Here is a 17,949-nt window from a genome sequence, read left to right as displayed (position 1 = left end):
AATTAATTTCCTTCCACGATCAGTTGCAAAAACTGATCAAGAATATGGAAATGATCATCCAAAAACTGCTCTTCCATTGCACACAATGCGCTCAACGGAAACCACGCCGCCCGCGCTGCATCATCGGCAGCAACAATCTCAGGCAGCGTTGCCAATGGCAGATCAAAGAAGTGGGCATGCGTAATCGTACGTCCACGCTGACTGCGAGCCGGGTGATCAAATACGCGAACATCAAGCAGCGCCTCTTCGAGTTCCGGTTTGGACACCGCAAGATTCGTCTCTTCGATTAATTCTCGGATTGCGCCTTGCAGCAAAAGTTCCTGCTGATCGAGGAAGCCACCCGGCAAAGCCCACAAACCTTTGCCCGGGTATCCCCCACGCTGCACCAGCAACACATGGCCGGCAGCCTTCACCACCGCATCCACAGTGCAAAACACCGGTGGATAAGGTGCCGCTTTCCAGGCATCTTTATACTTCTGCAGTTGCAAATGTTCCTGCACTAATCCGGCGTAATCAGGCAACAACATCCAATGGCGGAGAAAATTCACGACGGATACTGGCAACAGTGCTTCCACTTCATCCAAAGTCGCCTGACTGTCTTCGGCTGTCAATAACTGTTGACGTATCTGTCCCGCATCTGTTGCGTTGATTCGTTCTGCCTCTATCCGCCGCCATTGCGTGACATGCTGCAGGTAATTGCCGGATGCATCTTTCTTACAGCCGATCAGCGCGATACGCAATACATCACCACCTTGCATTGCCAGGGTTTGCATCACGCTGATCCGTACGGTATTGGCCCAGCGCTGCTCGTCGTAGTAATCGCGAACCGGAATGAAGCTGACACGCGCCTGCTCTGCCTCGGACAAACTTGCACTGATTATCGCCGCCCGCTCCTGCCAGGTGAACGGGTTTCTGACGCTTCTGGCGCAAAATGCTGACACTAGCACAACGATCACTTTATCCGCAGTCGATAGTGCAAGCGTCAATAAACTGGCATGCCCCTGATGGAATGGCTGAAAACGTCCAATCAGGACAGCAACATCAATACGATGCATAGTGACATCCTCAGATTGCAGGATGATGAAATACCTGGCGCAAGTAGGCCAGAAAGGTTTCATCTGTGCAGAGTGTTTTGCCTGCAGAGTCAGATAACTTGGCAACGGGCTGACCATTGCATGACATGAGCTTCATGACGATATTCAGCGGTGGGATTCCGGTATCGTTGGTCAGATTGGTACCGATGCCAAAGGCAGGCATCGTGCGGTCGGCAAAATGGCGATAAATTCTGAACGCCGTATCAAAATCGAGTGCATCCGAAAAGACCAGGCGTTTGGTTTTACTGTCGATTCTGAGTTTCGCATAATGCGCCAGCGCCTTTTCGCCCCAGACGATAGGATCGCCTGAATCATGTCGCAGACCGTCAAACAGTTTGGCAAAGTACAAATCAAAATCCAGCAAAAATGCATCCATACCGACCACATCTGTCAGGGCAATACCGAGATCACCGCGATATTCTTGTACCCAGCCTTCGAGCGCGGCTTTCTGAAAATCACGCAAACGGACACCAAACGACTGATATGACTGCAAATATTCATGCGCCATCGTACCCAGCGGAACTACCTGATGTTTTTTTGCGAGATAAACATTCGACGTGCCTTTGAAAAATTCCGGCACCTCGCGCGTCAGGGTGGCGATGACTTCATCATGCCAGACCCCGGAAAAACGGCGACGCACGCCAAAATCAGAAAATTCAAACGGATGAAATTTCTTTGGCTCCTGCGCAAACGCACGTAACTGCTCAATTTTTGCAGCCAGTCGCCGGCGCGCTTCCGGCAGGGTTGCATCAGTCTGTAACCGGCGAAAATACAATTCATTGACGATATGCAGTACAAAAATTTCAAAACCGGTGACGTGTACTTGCGGTCCCGCAGCAACAATCTCCAGTTGCGTACCGTTCGTACTGACTTTGATAAACTTCCGCTGAAAATGAAACAAGGCCAGAAAATCAGTGAAGTCACTCTTGATGAAACGCAGGGACCGCAAATAATCAAGCTCATCTTCTGTAAACTGCAGCGAACACAGGTGATCAAGCTCACGTTCGACATCGTCTTTTAATTCGGACAAAGGATATGCCGGTGTATTCCTGCACACAAACGCATATTCAGTATGGGTATTCGGATGACTGTGCAGCAAAGCCTGCCACATCGTGAATTTGTATAAATCGGTTTCCAGCAAGCTCTGTACAACTGGCTTCATTTGATGTTCTTTACGGTAGTTGATAGACACCAGCAAGATGGCTGGCGTATGAAATTCAGGCGGCCTGATTCGCTAATAAGTCAGGCAACACTTCGGCAGCGGTCGCAATCTGCACACCGAGTCGCTGCATCTCGCTGAGAAAACTGCCATATTGCGTCTCAAACCCGGCTACAGGGCTGATGCAGTCACTCAGCAAGACCAGCTTTGACAATTGTGTTCGGTCAAAGTGTTCAACGATGTGTTCCGTCGTCGCTTTGACACAATGACTGCCCGCCTCGCCCGCAATGTAGATCCGATCTGCACTGGCAAGCCTGTCAATAAAGCTGCGGTTCAGCTGGGTGGCAGGATCTTGCGGGTCCGGTACTTCTGCCATCACCGCGGAATAATGTTCCGTCCAGGGATTGCTGCCTTTGATCAGTTTCATCGCGATCCTGCTGCCGCCTTCCTCCCAGCTTGCACACGCAGCCCGCACATCCGCATGAACATTATGTCCCCAGCTACCGATTTCGCAATGCACAGGCCACACCATGAGTTGATAACGCCCGTTTGCTTCCAGGCTTTCCAGATAAGCGAGCGTGCGGACAAGTGAATCCGGCTGACGCGGCAGATAGCGCCCATCTCTTACATCCTGCCTGGAAATGACAGTGAACGGTGCGACCGGCTTTCCATCTGCATCCATCCAGAAAGAAGGATGGGCGATGTCATAGCGGTGATGAGTATCCAGTGTGATGCTGATATCAGACAGCCCGGCACCGGCGCGAGCGATGAGTTCAGCAATCCTTAACATATCGGCATGCGCACCCGCCACCGGTAAAGCGGGTGCGACAACTTTCCGACTAACGGGATCAGTCATCAGATATTCCGCGGGAACATCACAAAAATCATTCTGAGGATCAATAAGGAGGAGATGCAGGTTACGTTTCATAAACTTTCCTAGTCTGAAGGCATGATTCTATGCCATGACGCCTGATCGCTCATGAAATACGGGTTTTAAGCGTTAATACGTCGATGAATAGTCTGTCATTATTTGCGGCGCGTTGCGCGGTTCATCACTGAAACTGGTGATTCATGTGTGTACCGAGCGGCACGACATGAATGAAGGTAGCAAAAAAGTTCAGAAGCTTATCAAGATGTAACGTTATTCAATTTAACAATGTAGAATATGCAAGATTCCTTCATCAGATCAACTGATTCAGGCCATACAGATTTTTGTTATGTAGCGTCATGCCTGGTATCAAGTGATTTCGGAATTGAATAAAGGCAGGTGTTGAATAATACTTCCTCTGTTTGTCCCTGTAACACCCGTTTTTATCAAAAAATAAGATTCCATCGTGGATGGATATAGGAACATGATATCCACTGCCGGGACTCCGCTTATTCTTCAATCAAAATAGACACATTATGCTCAGTCATTTATTTAAGTCTCTCTTGTGCAGCGTGCTGATTGCAGCGCTGGCTGCTTGTGGCGGCAGTACGCCGGATACCAAATCAAGCAACAGCAACAATGCTGCCGGAAATGCCGTGCAAGCAATGGCTGCAAATTATGTGCAACCAAGAACCGGTTGGTTCTGGAATCCAGCGGAAGGTGGCCGGGGTTTCGCCATTGAACGTCAGGGCAGCCAGTTATTCGTCGCCGGTTTCATGTATGAAACGACAGGTGAATCCACCTGGTATGTCAGTACCATGAATCAACAGGCTGATGGCAGTTACCGCGGCGATTTCCTGCGCTATACCGGCGGCCAGTCCTTGCTGGGTGCCTACAAACCGGCGCAACCAAGCACCTATGCGACGGCAGTCGCGTCTTTCGACACCAGCACCACCGGTCAGTTAAGCGTCACCAGTGCCGGCAGCAATACAACGACGGTGATTGCGCTTCAGGCTTTTCCTATTTCAACACCAACAGCTTTCCTTCCCTCCACCGACCAGTTTCAGAGCGGCTGGTGGTGGAATCCGGATGAAAGCGGACGCGGTTTCTTTATCGAAGCACAAGGAGCGCAAGCCTTTATCGGTAGCTTCATGTATCAGGATAATGGTTTACCGACATGGTATGTCAGCAGCGCAAAGTTGCTGGCACCGAATCTGATCAGCGGTTCGCTGGAGTCGTATTCCAATGGACAATCGATGTTTGGCGGCTACAGACCGGCATCGCTCTCGCCAACCAGTCCCGGCGTGGTCAGCTTCGAGATGACCAGCAACACCACCGGTGTCATGACACTCACGAATGGCAACAAAATCAACGTGCAGCGCTTCGTCTTCAACACCGAGCCTGTCGCAGCAGAGATTGCAAAAAATCTGCTGATTTCTGAAGTGTCGTCGGATTATTACAGTAACGGATCAACCTGGTTTGAAGTCTATAATCCGAATGCAACAACCGCGATCAATCTGGCTGACTATACGTTGCGCAGCTCGTATCTCGATACCGATCTGGGTCTGATTTACTCATCACCCATGACTTTTACTTTACCTTCGGTCGTTATCCCGCCAAAATCATACGTGGTCGTTTCGAGCAAAACCGTGACTAATCCTGTCGATAGTAAGCAAATAGTTTATGTCGGTGGCAGTTCACAAAAACCTTTCTGGACATCCTCAGGTTTCTTAGAACTGGTCAAAGGCGGACAAACCGCCGACGTTGTCCGTTTTGGCAGTAATAGTGCGAATCCGATAACGGCCAGCGCATGGACTGGTGCCAATGCACCAGCGCTTCCTTATGATAAAAACCAGTATGGTTACTCTATCGTCCGTCTGGCAGCATCCGGAATGGTCGATACAAATACCGGCTCGGACTGGTCTTCGGTAAACTTCGCCACACCTGCAGGTCCGAATGACGTTGGTGTCGGCGTGGTTGATTCAGATGGCGACGGTATACCAGACAGCGCCAAAATCAATGGTAAAACCTTTGCCGGACTCGATCTGTACGCGATGGGCGCCCGCCCGGGGCAACGCGATGTGTTCATGCAAATCGACAGCATGAACAGCAACGATCCTGGCATCATTCTGCGTCCGGAAGCGGCGCAAAAACTGGTTGATACGTTCGCCAATAAAGTCTATAGCCCTGGCAAGAAAAAAATTGCCCTTCATATCGATGCCGGTAATTTGTTCTCTCCGACCATCAACCCGGGAGCATTTAACCTCGGTGGTGGAAAATCCGTACCATACACACCTTGTCTGGTAATGGAATACGATAAGGTAACGACATCCGGCTGCACCAATTTGTACGATGTAAAACGAACCAATCTTGATGTGCGCCGTAAGCTGATTTTCCACTACGTCATCATGGGAAACTCTCAACAAGTGGACGGTAGCTGTGGTTCCAGTGGTCTGGGTGAAGTGAATGGCAACGACTTTATTATTACTCTCGGTAACTGCGGTTTCAAAACGACTGCCGGTACGCAAGTCACCTATCTGATCAATGCCCAGGCAGCGACACTGATGCATGAATTTGGTCACAATCTGGGGCTTTTACATGGTGGTTTTGAAAGTAATAATTACAAGCCCAACTACTACAGCATCATGAACTACATGTATAGTTTCCCTGGCTTAAGCGCAAATCCGAGTGGCACGCAGGCAGCTAACCGCTTTTACCTGACAAACAAAAGCTATGCCAAGGCAAGTGGTCTCACTATCTGTAATATCGATAATTCGCCTTGCGGCAACAGCTTCATCATGGATTATTCGAACGGCAGCAGTATCAATCTGGACGAAAATAATCTGAATGAATCGTTGAATATCGGGCGTGGCGCAGTTGCAGGCGCTTACGCAGACTGGGATAACAGTAATTCCCTGACCAGCGGCACAGTTGCGTTCAACATCCACAATCCCGATACGACGGTAACTCTCGGGGTGCTGAAGGATTACAACGACTGGGATAACCTGGTGTTGCCATTAGCGCGCACTTTCCAGGGTGTGAATTCCGGCGCTGTATTACCAACAATGCAGCAGGTAAAAGAAATTGTCCGCAAAGATACGATGAGTGACAAACCACGAAATCTGATCTATGAAGACCCGAATCTGTTGCCGCGACATGTAGATTCGATACGAAGAACTCAGCATTAATAAGAACAGCCCGCACTCTTTTGACTGCGGGCTTTTTTTATTTGTATCCGCTCATTTATTTTCTGATTAAAGGTAACCACTGCCGTCACTCTTTCCGGTCAACACCTCCTGCCGCAGAATCGCAGTTAACAATAATTGTCATCCAGCGGATCAAGATAATTACAGCCATATCTATTACAATGCGCACACTTCCTGTGTGACTTGTTATATCCCTCTGCGTTTGAGCTCGGACCGCGGATATCGGCCACCAAACCACGCATGTTATTCAATAATAAATTTAGTGATTATTCAAATATGGACATCCCTGTAGCCGATATAAATAAAACGGCAAGTAATGAAGACTTACATACGATGGCCTGGAATCACTCAATGTTTCCCCTGTTTGCAATTGAAATGGCTTCCGGTCAGTTGCTCGATGTGAACCGCGCAACAGAATTACTGACAGGATATGACCGGGCAGAGCTGACAAGCATGTCATATGATTTGCTGTTTCCGGAAAACGAGCGCAATTCCCTGCGTACGACGCTGCTAACTATATCGACACCGGCTGTTCTGAAAGACCTGTATATACTGACAAAAACAAAGCAACTGATCCCGGTGGAAGTCGGACTGGCGACGATGTTTGAAAACCAAGGCAGTTGCCAGCTCATAGGCAGTTTCAGAAAACTGCAAACCATCGCTGATACAGAATATGAACTGGCGGCAAAAAAATGGGAATTATCTGCCTATGCCGCTGCCGCACTGGCGTCGTCTCAGGCGAGTTCAGCAGAAGAATTAATGCAACTGGTATGTGAAGCATTGACGCACGAACACCGCTATGTGCTTGCCTGGGTTGGTCTTGCGGAAAACGATGCCGATAAGCACGTACGTATTGCCGCCGGATCCGGTTGCAGCAAAAACTATCTGACGGATTTAACCGTCAGCTGGGCAGAAGACAGCCCCTGGGGACAAGGCCCGACTGGCCTGGCAATACGCAGTGGTCTCACCCAGATGATCAAAGATACGGAAACCAATCCGGGCTTTATACCCTGGAGTGAAAGAGCAAAACAGGAAAATATACGTGCCAGCGTCGCAGTTCCCTTCCAATGTCTGCATGATCAGCGTGGCGCATTGATGGTCTACTCATCAGAACCTCAGACCTTCGGCAAAACCATGCTCGAATTATTTGAGCATCTGGCAGGAGAAATTGCGCATGGCCTGAATAAGTTTGCTCAGAATGCCGTTATCGACAGCGAACGTCAGCAACGCGAAGCAGCACAGCTGAACCTGTCGAATGCGCTGGGTGCGGCGATACGTGCAATGGCCAAAACCATGGAAAATCGCGATCCTTACACTTCAGGTCATCAGGACAGGGTGTCAGTGATTGCCTGCGGTATCGCTCAGCGCTTGGGCTGGAGTACAGATCGCCTGCATGCACTGCAAATGGCGGCGGTCGTGCATGACATAGGAAAAATTGCGATCCCTATTGAAATTCTGACCAAACCGAAACGCCTGAGCAGTGCTGAGTTTTTACTGATGAATGAGCATCCATATACCGGCTACACGATACTGAAAGATATTCCTTTCCCGTGGCCTGTTGCTGAAATCGTTTATCAGCATCACGAAAAAATGGATGGTTCAGGCTATCCGCGGGGCTTACGTGGCGATGAGATTCTGCCAGAAGCACGCGTACTGGCAATCGCCGATATCGTCGAAGCAATGGCGTCCTATCGTCCTTACCGGCCGGCTCTGGGTATAGAAAAAGCACTGAATGAAATTGAACGGCTAGCAGGTACACAATTGGATGCTGAATTTGTTTCCGTTTGTCTGCGTATGTTCAGAGAGGAAAATTTTGCACTGCCTTTGCCTGATCATCTGTGATCTGAAGCCTGAGACGGCAGAATGTCCGTAGCGGCAATTTTTACGCGGCACCCGGATCGTTTATGCTATGAAAAACAGCTGTTCACAGGACGACATTTGATTCAGAGTTTCGTCACCATGATGGCGGCAATCCCGACAAATTTCAGACTACATTTATTATGATGCACAACGATATGCACGATGACAAGCATGACGACACAGAAGATGATTATCAGACTGTCGCGGAGCGGAATGCAGCAGCCGGACGCAGCACCTGGACCAGCGTTGTCGTTAATCTCGCCCTGACCACGCTGCAGATCGGCGTCGGGATATTCGGTAAATCACAGGCACTGATCGCCGACGGTATACATTCGTTGTCCGATCTGGTCGCCGATTTCGTCGTTCTGTTTGCCAGCCATCACAGTAAAAAAGATGCGGACGAGGATCACCCTTACGGACATCAACGCTTCGAGACAGCAGCCTCGCTGATTCTTGGCCTGCTGTTGTTAGCGGTTGGCATAGGCATGTTGTGGTCAGCATTCAGAAAGCTGGAATCTCCGGAAAGCGTCCCTCAGGTCCACAGCATCGCTTTGTGGGTCGCCGGCAGTGCACTCATTTCCAAAGAACTCCTGTTCCGCTACATGCTGGCGATTGCGCAGAAAGTCAAATCCAGCATGCTCGTTGCGAATGCCTGGCACGCACGCTCAGACGCGGCTTCTTCATTAGTGGTCGCAGTGGGTATTATCGGCAATCTGGCTGGCTACCCTATTCTTGACCCGATTGCTGCGCTGATCGTCGGCTTTATGGTGACAAAAATGGGCTGGGAATTCGGCTGGGAAGCGCTGCACGATCTGATGGACCGCGCCGCCGATGATCAGGAAGTACAGGCAATACGCCAGACGCTGCTGGAGACCCCGGGTGTGATCGACGTCCACGATGTGCATACCCGTAAAATGGGTGACATGATCGTGGTTGATGCGCATATTGAAGTCGATGCGACAATCACGGTGGAAGCAGGACACGACATCGCCGTCGAAGCCCGGCAACGCGTGATGATGCGACACCGGGTACTCAACCTGATGACACACATCGACCCATGGAAGCGTCCCGACAGAGATCACGCCGAATCAACGACAACGGTCTGACGGGAAAAAGACGAACAGATGATCCGGCGTTTTCGGAATCAACCACAGCTCACGTCAGGTTCAGCGATTATCTGAGTCGGGCAACCGGCGTGGCTGGTGTTCTTTGTATTTTCGTTTGCGCGTACTGACTCTGCTGCTGATGGAAATTATTCGTGTTGCCTTCAGCGATCACAAACAAACGAACCACGCCCTCCAGCTTCTCAGCCTGTTCACGCATACTTTCAGCTGCTGCCGCCGCTTCCTCAACTAATGCCGCATTCTGCTGCGTCATCTCATCCATATCGCTGACGGCCAGGCTGATCTGTTCAATTCCACCGCGCTGTTCCTGACTCGCCTGCGCGATTTCGTGCATGATGTCAGCTACTTTCTTCACACTGAGCATAATGTCTTCCATGGTCTGACCTGCTTTATCAACAAGCTGGCTGCCCTGTTCGACTTTATCCACCGAATCATCAATCAGCGCCTTGATCTCTTTGGCAGCACCCGCACTGCGCTGAGCAAGATTACGAACCTCGCTGGCAACAACGGCAAAACCCCGCCCCTGTTCGCCGGCACGCGCGGCTTCCACCGCTGCATTCAGAGCGAGGATATTGGTCTGGAATGCGATACCGTCAATAACGCTGATGATATCGACGATTTTTCTTGAGCTGTCTTTGATTGAACCCATGGTCGTGACAACCTGCCCTACCATGTCGTTCCCCTTACTCGCAATATCAGAGGCGGTAATGACCAGCTCATTTGCGTGGTAAGCATTATCCGCATTCATCTTCACGGAGTGCGTCAGCTGAGTCATGGAACTGGCTGCTTCCTGCAAGGAACTTGCCTGCGCTTCAGTACGGCGGGAAAGGTCAGAATTGCCGGTGGCGATTTCAGATGAAGCGACCACGATAGAATCGACCCCTTCTTTGACGTTACGCACAGCGTCATGCAAAGTCGTAATCACTTGCTGCAACACAATGCCGGATTCGCTGGCCGGATGTGTATTGTGATCACGTAAGTTGACCCTGCCCTGTTCTCCATTCAGCGCCTTCGTATAGTCCATCAACTCACCTTCCTGTAATCGCCCTTTATAGATCATCAGCGAGATATAGGACAAAACCGCGGCCTCCACCACCACATAAGCAGCATGCGTGAGCAGAATCAGCCAGCTTGGTTTGGTAAAGCAGAAAACACCGACGCCTAATTCCTGCAGATAATTAAAACTGAAATGATGCGCTGCCACCACGACTGCGGACGCCAATATCACGCGCCAGTCACCATAAATCACCAAAAACGCCAGGAATGCAAAAATACCAAAGTGAATTTCTGTCATCCCCATTGATTGATGGATATGCAAAGCGCAATAAATCATCACTGCGCATCCATTGAACAGACGGGTCAGCAACTGCCCCGGTTTTGCATAGACAAGAGCGATCGAAATCAATAGTACAGGCAGACCGATCAGAAAAGAGAGTATCTATGTTCCATACCAGTCGGCGAGCGCAAATGAAAATATCTGCATTCCGCCCAACACGGCCAAAATAACTTTGTCCGCCCTCGCAAAAATGGTGTCTATGTAGTATTTGCTTGTGTTGGCCATAAGAATCTCTGAGAGTTGACTGTTTTCAGCCCGAAGATTAGCCTCAGTTGCAATTTCAGGTGATGTCAAATTAGATTTTTTTAATATAAATTAACCCTATTTAACGAAGTTTTTCATTTGTCTGTGAGATGCGGCGACAAGTTGCGATGAGTGGAATCTGATAAGTGACAGCCTTATTGCTTGTCTGATATTGACATAGCAAAGTATCATAGAAATAAATTCACCCGCAGGCACCACCATTGAGCTTGATCGAATGGTAACCACACGCACTGCGATACACTCTCTTTCCGCGCACATACTGCGTATCGTCTTGCCATTCACGGCGAAGACCCGGAAAGTTTCTCCGCCAGTGCCCGCACTGGTATCACCTCAGTAACATTGTCAGTCATGCTCACCGGGCTGTCTGAAGAAAGGGATTGAATGGATCACGGCGTATCTCTGATCACCACTGTCGCGGCCGCTTTTGGCGTCGCACTCATTCTTGGCTTCATCGCTGAGAGGATAAAAGTACCCGCCTTAGTCGGTTATCTGATCGCTGGAATTATTATCGGCCCGGCATCGCCCGGCTTTGTTGCCGATGTCAATATCGCCTCACAACTCTCTGAAATCGGCATCATGCTGCTGATGTTTGGCGTAGGTCTGCATTTCTCACCCGCCGACCTGCTTGCCGTAAAACGTCTGGCCGTGCCCGGTGCGATGCTGCAGATGGGTACTGCTGCCTTGCTCGGTATCGGGTTGGCGTCATGGTGGGGGTGGTCGTTTGGTGCGGCGCTGGTGTTCGGTTTGTCACTGTCATGTGCAAGTACCGTTGTACTGCTGAAGTCATTAGAGGCACGTAATCTGCTCGATACCATGAATGGCAAAATCGCAGTCGGCTGGCTGGTCGTGCAGGATCTGGTCACGGTGATGGTATTGGTGTTGCTGCCAGCACTGGCAGGAATACTCGGAAGTCAGACCGCTGCCGTAGAGAGCAGCCATTCTTTATGGTCAACCATAGGTCAGACGCTGCTGCAGGTCAGTGCTTTTATAGCGCTGATGCTGGTCGTCGGACGACGCCTGCTGCCTTGGATGCTGTGGCAGGTTGCACGCACCGGTTCACGTGAATTGTTCACCCTGTCTGTGATTGCAACAGCAATTGGTATTGCGTACGGTGCGGCAGAATTGTTTAAAGTGTCTTTCGCCCTCGGTGCTTTTTTTGCGGGTTCAGTCATGCGCGAATCCGAATTCAGCCATCGTGCAGCGGAAGAATCCCTGCCTTTGCGTGACGCTTTTTCCGTCCTGTTTTTTGTCTCGGTCGGTATGTTGTTTGACCCATCGGTACTGGTTGATCAGCCTGTGCATGTACTGGGCGTGGTTGCAATTATCCTGCTCGGCAACTCTTTGCCTGCCGCAACACTGGTGCTGTTTTTCAAATATCCACTCAATACTGCACTGACGATCGCCGCCAGTCTTGCCCAGATCGGTGAATTCTCCTTCATTCTGGCTGGCCTTGGAAAATCGATCGGTTTGTTACCGGCCGAAGGTGTCAATCTGATTCTGGCTGGTGCACTGATTTCTATCGCGCTCAACTCGTTTGTGTTTACTGCGATCTCTCCTTTCCGCCGCTGGATACTCGATCGTTCAGCGCTCGCGCGCCGTCTGGAAGTCAATCTCGATCCCTACGCTGAACTGCCTATGACTACTGAGCGCAAATATCTGGAAGGACAAGTCGTGCTGGTCGGCTATGGTCGGGTTGGCAGACGGATTGCCAAAGCGCTGGATGAACGCGGTATACCTTACGTTGTCGCAGAACAGAATCGTGAAGTGGTCGAGGATTTACGTAAAAACGGCCGTGCCGCGGTATCTGGCAATGCAGGTGATCCATCCGTGCTGATTCAGGCGCACATTGCAAATGCCGCCATGCTGGTGGTGGCGACACCGGATACGATCAACGTTCGTCAGATGGCAGAAACAGCACGCGCACTCAATCCGGAGATCGAGATTATTCTGCGTACCCATAACGAAGAAGAATCTGTGCTGTTGCACAACGAAGGCATCGGTTCCGTGTTCTTTGGTGAGGAAGAACTGGCCAAGGGCATGACCAGTCATGTTCTTGACCGCTTTGCTCCGGCCCCGGTCGCTACGCAGGTACATTCTCATTAAAAAAAAAGCAGATCGTCCGCTATATCTCCGGACGATCTGCTTTCATTATGAAACCAGTTTTAAAACAGACGATGTAACAGTATTACTTCAGCGTTTTTTCTTAGCTTCAATCTTGATGACCTGAAACACACCTTTCGTATCAAGATAACCTTTTGCCTCGACATACATACCATTCACATACTGGCCGCCATCTTCCCATCGTGCTGCCGACAAATTTGCATTTAATACAGAGCTGCCGCTCAATGTGCAATTCGAAGGATAACTCGTACAGTTCAGAGTTGCATAGATTTCAAAGTTACGATTGCCACTCGACAAATCACTGCTATTGCCGGTTCCGGTTGAAATACCTGTCGTCGCCCCTTTCAGCTCCACCTTCGTCGCCACCAGTATGCCGTTGACCAGATTACCTTTTATCTCGACATAACTATTGTTCGCCAGACTGCTGACGCCGTACTCAAAACGGGCTTTACTCGCATCCACCTGCACGCCTTGCACAGTAAAGCTGGAAAGTGATACATAATTTCCGACGATGCCGTACAGTTCCTGCTTATAGTTGCCAGTGTAAACAACCTGACCATTGACTCCCAGCACGTCAACACTACGGCCATTCCCCTCGAGTTCAATCTGGCTGGCAACGATAGTACCTGCGGCCGACAAACTGCCCTTGACCTCAACCACTGCGCCAATCGCAGGTGCGGTTAAGTTACCGAGATCAACTTTAGTGCCGGAGACAACCATGCTGGTGCCGCTGACAGAATCAACGATGCCTTTTATTTTGACGATACTGCCGCTGGCAAATGTTGAACTGCCGGAAGTCAGCTCAGCTGCGTTCAATACCAGTACTTTCGTTGCCACCAGCTTCCCGTTGGCAGGAACGGAATCAGACAGAACCCGGACATCAGCGCCGACACGAATCTGCGCGCCTTTTGGCACAACTTTATCACCACTGTACGATACGCTGACGCCATTGGCGAAAGTAAAGCTGCCATCAGTCAGGCTGATCGATGACACGATTCCACGCAATGCCACGGCACTGACAGCACCATACAGATCGCGGTAGGATTCAATTCTCGTCGCCACAAAACTGCCATCGGACTGAGGTAAGCCGTACACTTCAACCAGGTTATTTACTGCTAAACCAGCGAGTGTCGTTGTATTACCGTCGAACACCGTCGTATTCGTGATTTTCACCAGTTGACCGTTGACACGTAAAGTACCGAGCTGCAGATCAATCGCAGTAATTTTTCCACGCAAACCACCGACAATACGAATGTCAGTGGCACTGCCCGCAGCATTTTTTTCATCGACACTGCCGGCCACTGCGACCGTCGTACCAAGACCTATCATAGATTGATACCTGGCCGAACCATAAGGGTCATCACCGTCATGCACAAATGCACCAACGGTTTCAAAGCGGACACCATTGACAATAATTGAACCCAGTCCGGCGACGGGGCCGGCATAGGTCGTCACTCCAGCAGAAGGAGTGACAATCACCTGAGGCGGCGCCGATACCGATGTGCCGCTGCCGCCACCACCGCAAGCGGTCAGTACCAGCAGTGCACCGACACCGGACGTGATGAGTTGAATTCTGGATTGCCATTGGCTGATGAAGGCGGAAGATCTGATCATAACTATTGTCCTTTGAGCTGACGTTGACGATGGTGACGGATACAGCAGATCGGAAGAGCCCTGATCAGACTGCGGGTCAGAGTATGTGCAGGAAAACTTAAGGCGAAATTAAGTTGTACCAATTTAGCTGCAAACGGCTTTGTGTGTGAATGACAAAAATTTTGCAGTTCAGACGGCGTGCAGGCAATACGGCTTGATTCTCCTGAACAAACCGGAGGTCTGGGGGAATATGTCTGAATCCATGGAAAGAGGATGTTTCTGTCTATTCTGGCCCGGTACGGCATGGAGAATGGTGACAGACACGAAGGACGAAACGGTTTGCTGACCGGATCATAGTGCTGTTTGACAGCAATCCTTTGATTGCACCGGATAGCGCATCAGTGGGAAGAGAATCAATGAGTGATTGATTGATCCCCGTGCACCTTCTGTGCACAGGGACTTTGCAGTAAAAGCAATCAGCCTATCGCTGGATAAGTACCGGTGCCGTCTGGCCACGGTGTCAGCACTTCAAAACCGTTAGCCGTTACCGCTACCATGTGTTCCCACTGCGCCGACAAGGAATGATCCTGGGTCACCACAGTCCAGCCATCAGCCAATTCTTTGACGCCGCGCTTACCGGCATTGATCATCGGTTCTATCGTGAAAATCATGCCTTCTTCGAGGCGCAGACCTTCGCCGCGTTTGCCATAATGCAGCACCTGCGGTTCGTCATGATAAATTTTGCCGATACCGTGACCGCAGTATTCTCGCACCACGCTGAAACCATCGCGATGCGCAATGCTTTGTATCGCATGGCCGACATCGCCCAGTGTCGCCCCCGGTCGCACCTGCATGATCCCCGCCCGTAAGGCCTCATAGGTTGTATTCACCAGACGGCGCGCCTGCTGGCTCGGCTCTCCGGCAAAATACATACGGCTGGTATCACCGAACCAGCCGTCTTTAATTACAGCCACGTCGATGTTAACGATGTCGCCTTTTTTCAGAATTTTTGACGGCGATGGTATGCCATGACAAACCACATGATTCACCGAAGCACAAATCGTTTTCGGGAAACCGTGATAACCGATATTGGCCGGAATCGCCTGCAACTCATTGACGATGTAATCGTGGCAGAGCTTATCCAGGTCTTCGGTACTGACACCGGGTTTGACATGCGGTGTGATCATATCGAGTACCGCTGCCGCCAGTTTGCCAGCAGCGCGAGACATGGCGATTTCTTCCGGCGTGTTAATTTTTATTTTAGCGCCTCTCATTGCACACCTCCGACCGCGGTGCCTGTACCCGGCCCGGCTGTACGGACAGACGACAAGGTTGCCAGGTCGAAGCTCCCTGCCTGTTCGGCACGAATCAGCAACTGACAGATATCGCGGTGATCCAGATCTGGGTAGATTTCGGCCAGCATGCCGATACGCATCCAGTGTTCAGCCTGCGCGTTGATAGAACGGGAGAGCGCGTTGCTGGCAACACGCAGATTCTCATGCATTTGTTCGGAAATTTTTACGATGCCCATGGCTTTTTCTTATATATGAAACATAAACAATTCATATATTACCATAAAGCGCTGCCAGCGTTGCCGCCCGGCGCCTTCTCTAGCCCTGAGCGAGGACCTGCCAACTATTCCGCATCAAATTGCTGCGCCGGTGAAGCCAGTTGAAATGTTTCCAGCGATTCACACGCAGCAACGATGCGGCTGATCACGGGTAAGTCGTCCAGCGGACATTGAAAACGGCGGGCATTGAATACCTGCGGGATCAGGCAGCAATCCGCCAGTCCCGGCGTATCGCCATGGCAGAAAATGCCGGTACGCGGGTCGTTGGCCAGCAATTGCTCAACCGCTGCCAGCCCTTCATTGACCCAATGCCGGTACCAGTCATTTTTCTGTTCTTCTGTCATGCCCATGTTTTTTGTCAGGTAAGCCAGTACCCGCAAATTATTCAGAGGATGAATATCACAGGCGATCGTCTGTGCAATCGCCCTGACGCGGGCGCGTCCGTCGGCATCTTCCGGCAACAAAGCGACCTGTGGATAAGTTTCATCCAGCCATTCGATAATCGCCAGCGACTGCGTAAGCACCGCGTGCTCAGTCTCCAGCGCAGGGACGATGCCTAAGGGGCTTTTCTGTTTGTAATCTGCCTGTTTCTGCTGACCACCATCGCGCAGCAAATGCACAGCCACGGCCTCATACGGCAGTTGTTTCAGATTCAGCGCAATGCGGACACGATAAGCAGCCGAGCTGCGGAAATAGGTATACAGCTTCATGGAAGAAATTTCAGTGTGATGATTGATCAGTCGGTTATCAGCGCAACCTGTACTCGCATAACCAGAAAATACAGCCACTGTATTCTATTGAAGTTTCAACGATGGCGTTCGCTTATCTTGCTTTGAATTTGCATAGATTCTGTGCCGCCATCGGTTGCAGCCTCACCAATGGTAGTGACGGTGCCAGTGTGCTACGGAGCAGATCAGAGGAGTGATGTTGAAGAATGCAAGATTTGGATCGATCGGTGGAACACGTCTCTACGGCATGTCCCAATGGCGCATGATCTTGCCAACCATCACCACTCGCTTGCCCATTGACATCAGCACCTGCGCTGACCAGATACTCAACCATCTCAAGTTGATTATTCGCCGCAGCAAAATGCAATGGCGTTCGCCCGCAAATATCTATCACAGTGATCGCACAAGCTTGCGATAAGAGAGCCTTGGCTGCGGCAAGGTCTCCAAGCTCGGCTGCTTGGTGCAACCGGTTATCAACATCGGCTTCTGAGGGAACATTGCCTAGCCGCATAGCGTTCGAATTTACGGGCGCCGCAAGGCGTCCCGTTGAATGAGGGGATAGGCGGCAACTGCTGCGAAGCCACTGAGACCCTCACTAAACTGAAGATAGCGAAACGCGCTGGATTGCAGAGCCGCTTTGAGTTCCTGGCTCACAAAGTAGTACTGATCGCTGAGAGTAAGCATGCGGTAGCCGCTTGCATCGAGATCGAGCAATTCGTTCCCGCGAAAGAATTGACTCACTCGGATGCGGACGTGAGTGGTGAACTCTTCTCCCGTGGCTGCCGAGAATACGATTGCCGGCGAAAAGCTCACGCGCTCGACTTTGACCTGCTTGAGGAAGGCTGCGAGCTTCTTCTCGACTAACAAATAACCATACCCAGACATGAACGGAGACAACGGCATTTGGTCCACGAGCTGAAAGCGTCCGTCGCTGCACTCGAATAGCAACGGTTCTGGCATAGAGCAGGAAACTAAGAATGGCAACGACATGGCTTTTGCTGCCTAACGTTGGACGTAACGGGCGCC

Annotated in this window: 14 protein-coding genes; 4 read left to right on the top strand and 10 right to left on the bottom strand. The window is 50.7% G+C overall.

Translation table 11 applies throughout. The annotated features are described in order from the left end of the window. Positions 1 to 2 precede the first annotated feature (2 nt). Genes ACOTSW_RS01030 through ACOTSW_RS01020 form a run of 3 tightly spaced genes read right to left on the bottom strand, consistent with a single transcriptional unit; the run spans position 3 to position 3,181 of the window. A complete protein-coding gene (locus tag ACOTSW_RS01030; protein WP_423680526.1) occupies positions 3 to 1,055 on the bottom strand; it encodes a bifunctional nicotinamide-nucleotide adenylyltransferase/Nudix hydroxylase in 1,053 nt (350 codons plus the stop codon). 10 nt (positions 1,056 to 1,065) lie between these two features. After that, complete coding sequence (pncB, locus tag ACOTSW_RS01025; protein ID WP_423680525.1) at positions 1,066 to 2,256, bottom strand: nicotinate phosphoribosyltransferase; 1,191 nt, start codon at positions 2,254 to 2,256, stop codon at positions 1,066 to 1,068. Positions 2,257 to 2,311: 55 nt separating this feature from the next. Then, positions 2,312 to 3,181 (bottom strand): cysteine hydrolase, encoded by an 870-nt coding sequence (locus ACOTSW_RS01020; protein ID WP_423680524.1) that lies wholly within the window; start codon positions 3,179 to 3,181, stop codon positions 2,312 to 2,314. Between the two features lie 476 nt (positions 3,182 to 3,657). Between ACOTSW_RS01020 and ACOTSW_RS01015 the strand changes: the two genes are divergently transcribed. The 3 genes from ACOTSW_RS01015 to ACOTSW_RS01005 all read left to right on the top strand — a co-directional run bounded on the left by ACOTSW_RS01015 (position 3,658) and on the right by ACOTSW_RS01005 (position 9,293). Then, entirely contained in the window at positions 3,658 to 6,309 is a 2,652-nt protein-coding gene (locus tag ACOTSW_RS01015; protein ID WP_423680522.1) for a hypothetical protein, read from the top strand. Positions 6,310 to 6,678: 369 nt separating this feature from the next. Further along, a complete protein-coding gene (locus tag ACOTSW_RS01010; protein WP_423680521.1) occupies positions 6,679 to 8,169 on the top strand; it encodes an HD domain-containing phosphohydrolase in 1,491 nt (496 codons plus the stop codon). Between the two features lie 158 nt (positions 8,170 to 8,327). Further along, positions 8,328 to 9,293, top strand: a complete 966-nt coding sequence (locus tag ACOTSW_RS01005; RefSeq protein WP_423680520.1) for a cation diffusion facilitator family transporter — start codon at positions 8,328 to 8,330, stop codon at positions 9,291 to 9,293. 67 nt (positions 9,294 to 9,360) lie between these two features. On the opposite strand, the gene ACOTSW_RS01000 is transcribed toward ACOTSW_RS01005, so the two are convergent. Beyond that, complete coding sequence (locus ACOTSW_RS01000) at positions 9,361 to 10,644, bottom strand: methyl-accepting chemotaxis protein (protein ID WP_423682376.1); 1,284 nt, start codon at positions 10,642 to 10,644, stop codon at positions 9,361 to 9,363. 648 nt (positions 10,645 to 11,292) lie between these two features. Here ACOTSW_RS01000 and ybaL point away from each other — a divergent pair. Next, positions 11,293 to 13,014 (top strand): YbaL family putative K(+) efflux transporter, encoded by a 1,722-nt coding sequence (ybaL, locus tag ACOTSW_RS00995; RefSeq protein ID WP_423680519.1) that lies wholly within the window; start codon positions 11,293 to 11,295, stop codon positions 13,012 to 13,014. 87 nt (positions 13,015 to 13,101) lie between these two features. Here the strand turns inward: ybaL and ACOTSW_RS00990 are convergent, their stop codons facing one another. The 6 genes from ACOTSW_RS00990 to ACOTSW_RS00965 all read right to left on the bottom strand — a co-directional run bounded on the left by ACOTSW_RS00990 (position 13,102) and on the right by ACOTSW_RS00965 (position 17,913). Then, on the bottom strand, positions 13,102 to 14,646 hold the full coding sequence (locus ACOTSW_RS00990; protein ID WP_423680518.1) for a DUF5666 domain-containing protein: 1,545 nt from the start codon (positions 14,644 to 14,646) through the stop codon (positions 13,102 to 13,104). A gap of 455 nt (positions 14,647 to 15,101) precedes the next feature. Further along, the gene (gene map / locus ACOTSW_RS00985) at positions 15,102 to 15,899 is read right to left on the bottom strand and encodes a type I methionyl aminopeptidase (RefSeq protein WP_423680516.1); all 798 of its coding nucleotides are present in this window, start codon (positions 15,897 to 15,899) and stop codon (positions 15,102 to 15,104) included. Beyond that, positions 15,896 to 16,156: a ParD-like family protein gene (locus tag ACOTSW_RS00980; protein WP_423680515.1), complete on the bottom strand. Its 261-nt coding sequence runs from the start codon at positions 16,154 to 16,156 to the stop codon at positions 15,896 to 15,898. The genes map and ACOTSW_RS00980 overlap by 4 nt, the downstream gene beginning before the upstream one ends. Before the next feature lie 104 nt (positions 16,157 to 16,260). Beyond that, positions 16,261 to 16,905 (bottom strand): maleylacetoacetate isomerase, encoded by a 645-nt coding sequence (gene maiA, locus ACOTSW_RS00975; RefSeq protein ID WP_423682374.1) that lies wholly within the window; start codon positions 16,903 to 16,905, stop codon positions 16,261 to 16,263. A gap of 112 nt (positions 16,906 to 17,017) precedes the next feature. Continuing rightward, entirely contained in the window at positions 17,018 to 17,434 is a 417-nt protein-coding gene (locus ACOTSW_RS00970; protein WP_423680514.1) for an ankyrin repeat domain-containing protein, read from the bottom strand. Positions 17,435 to 17,445: 11 nt separating this feature from the next. Continuing rightward, positions 17,446 to 17,913 carry a hypothetical protein gene (locus tag ACOTSW_RS00965; protein WP_423680513.1) on the bottom strand — a complete coding sequence of 156 codons (468 nt, stop codon included), beginning with the start codon at positions 17,911 to 17,913 and terminating at the stop codon, positions 17,446 to 17,448. Between the last annotated feature and the right edge of the window lie 36 nt (positions 17,914 to 17,949).

This window comes from Undibacterium sp. WLHG33 (assembly GCF_049544815.1).
Classification (GTDB): domain Bacteria; phylum Pseudomonadota; class Gammaproteobacteria; order Burkholderiales; family Burkholderiaceae_D; genus Undibacterium.
Note: the sequence above shows the minus strand (reverse complement) of the source record. Positions and strands in the feature narration are given on the sequence as shown.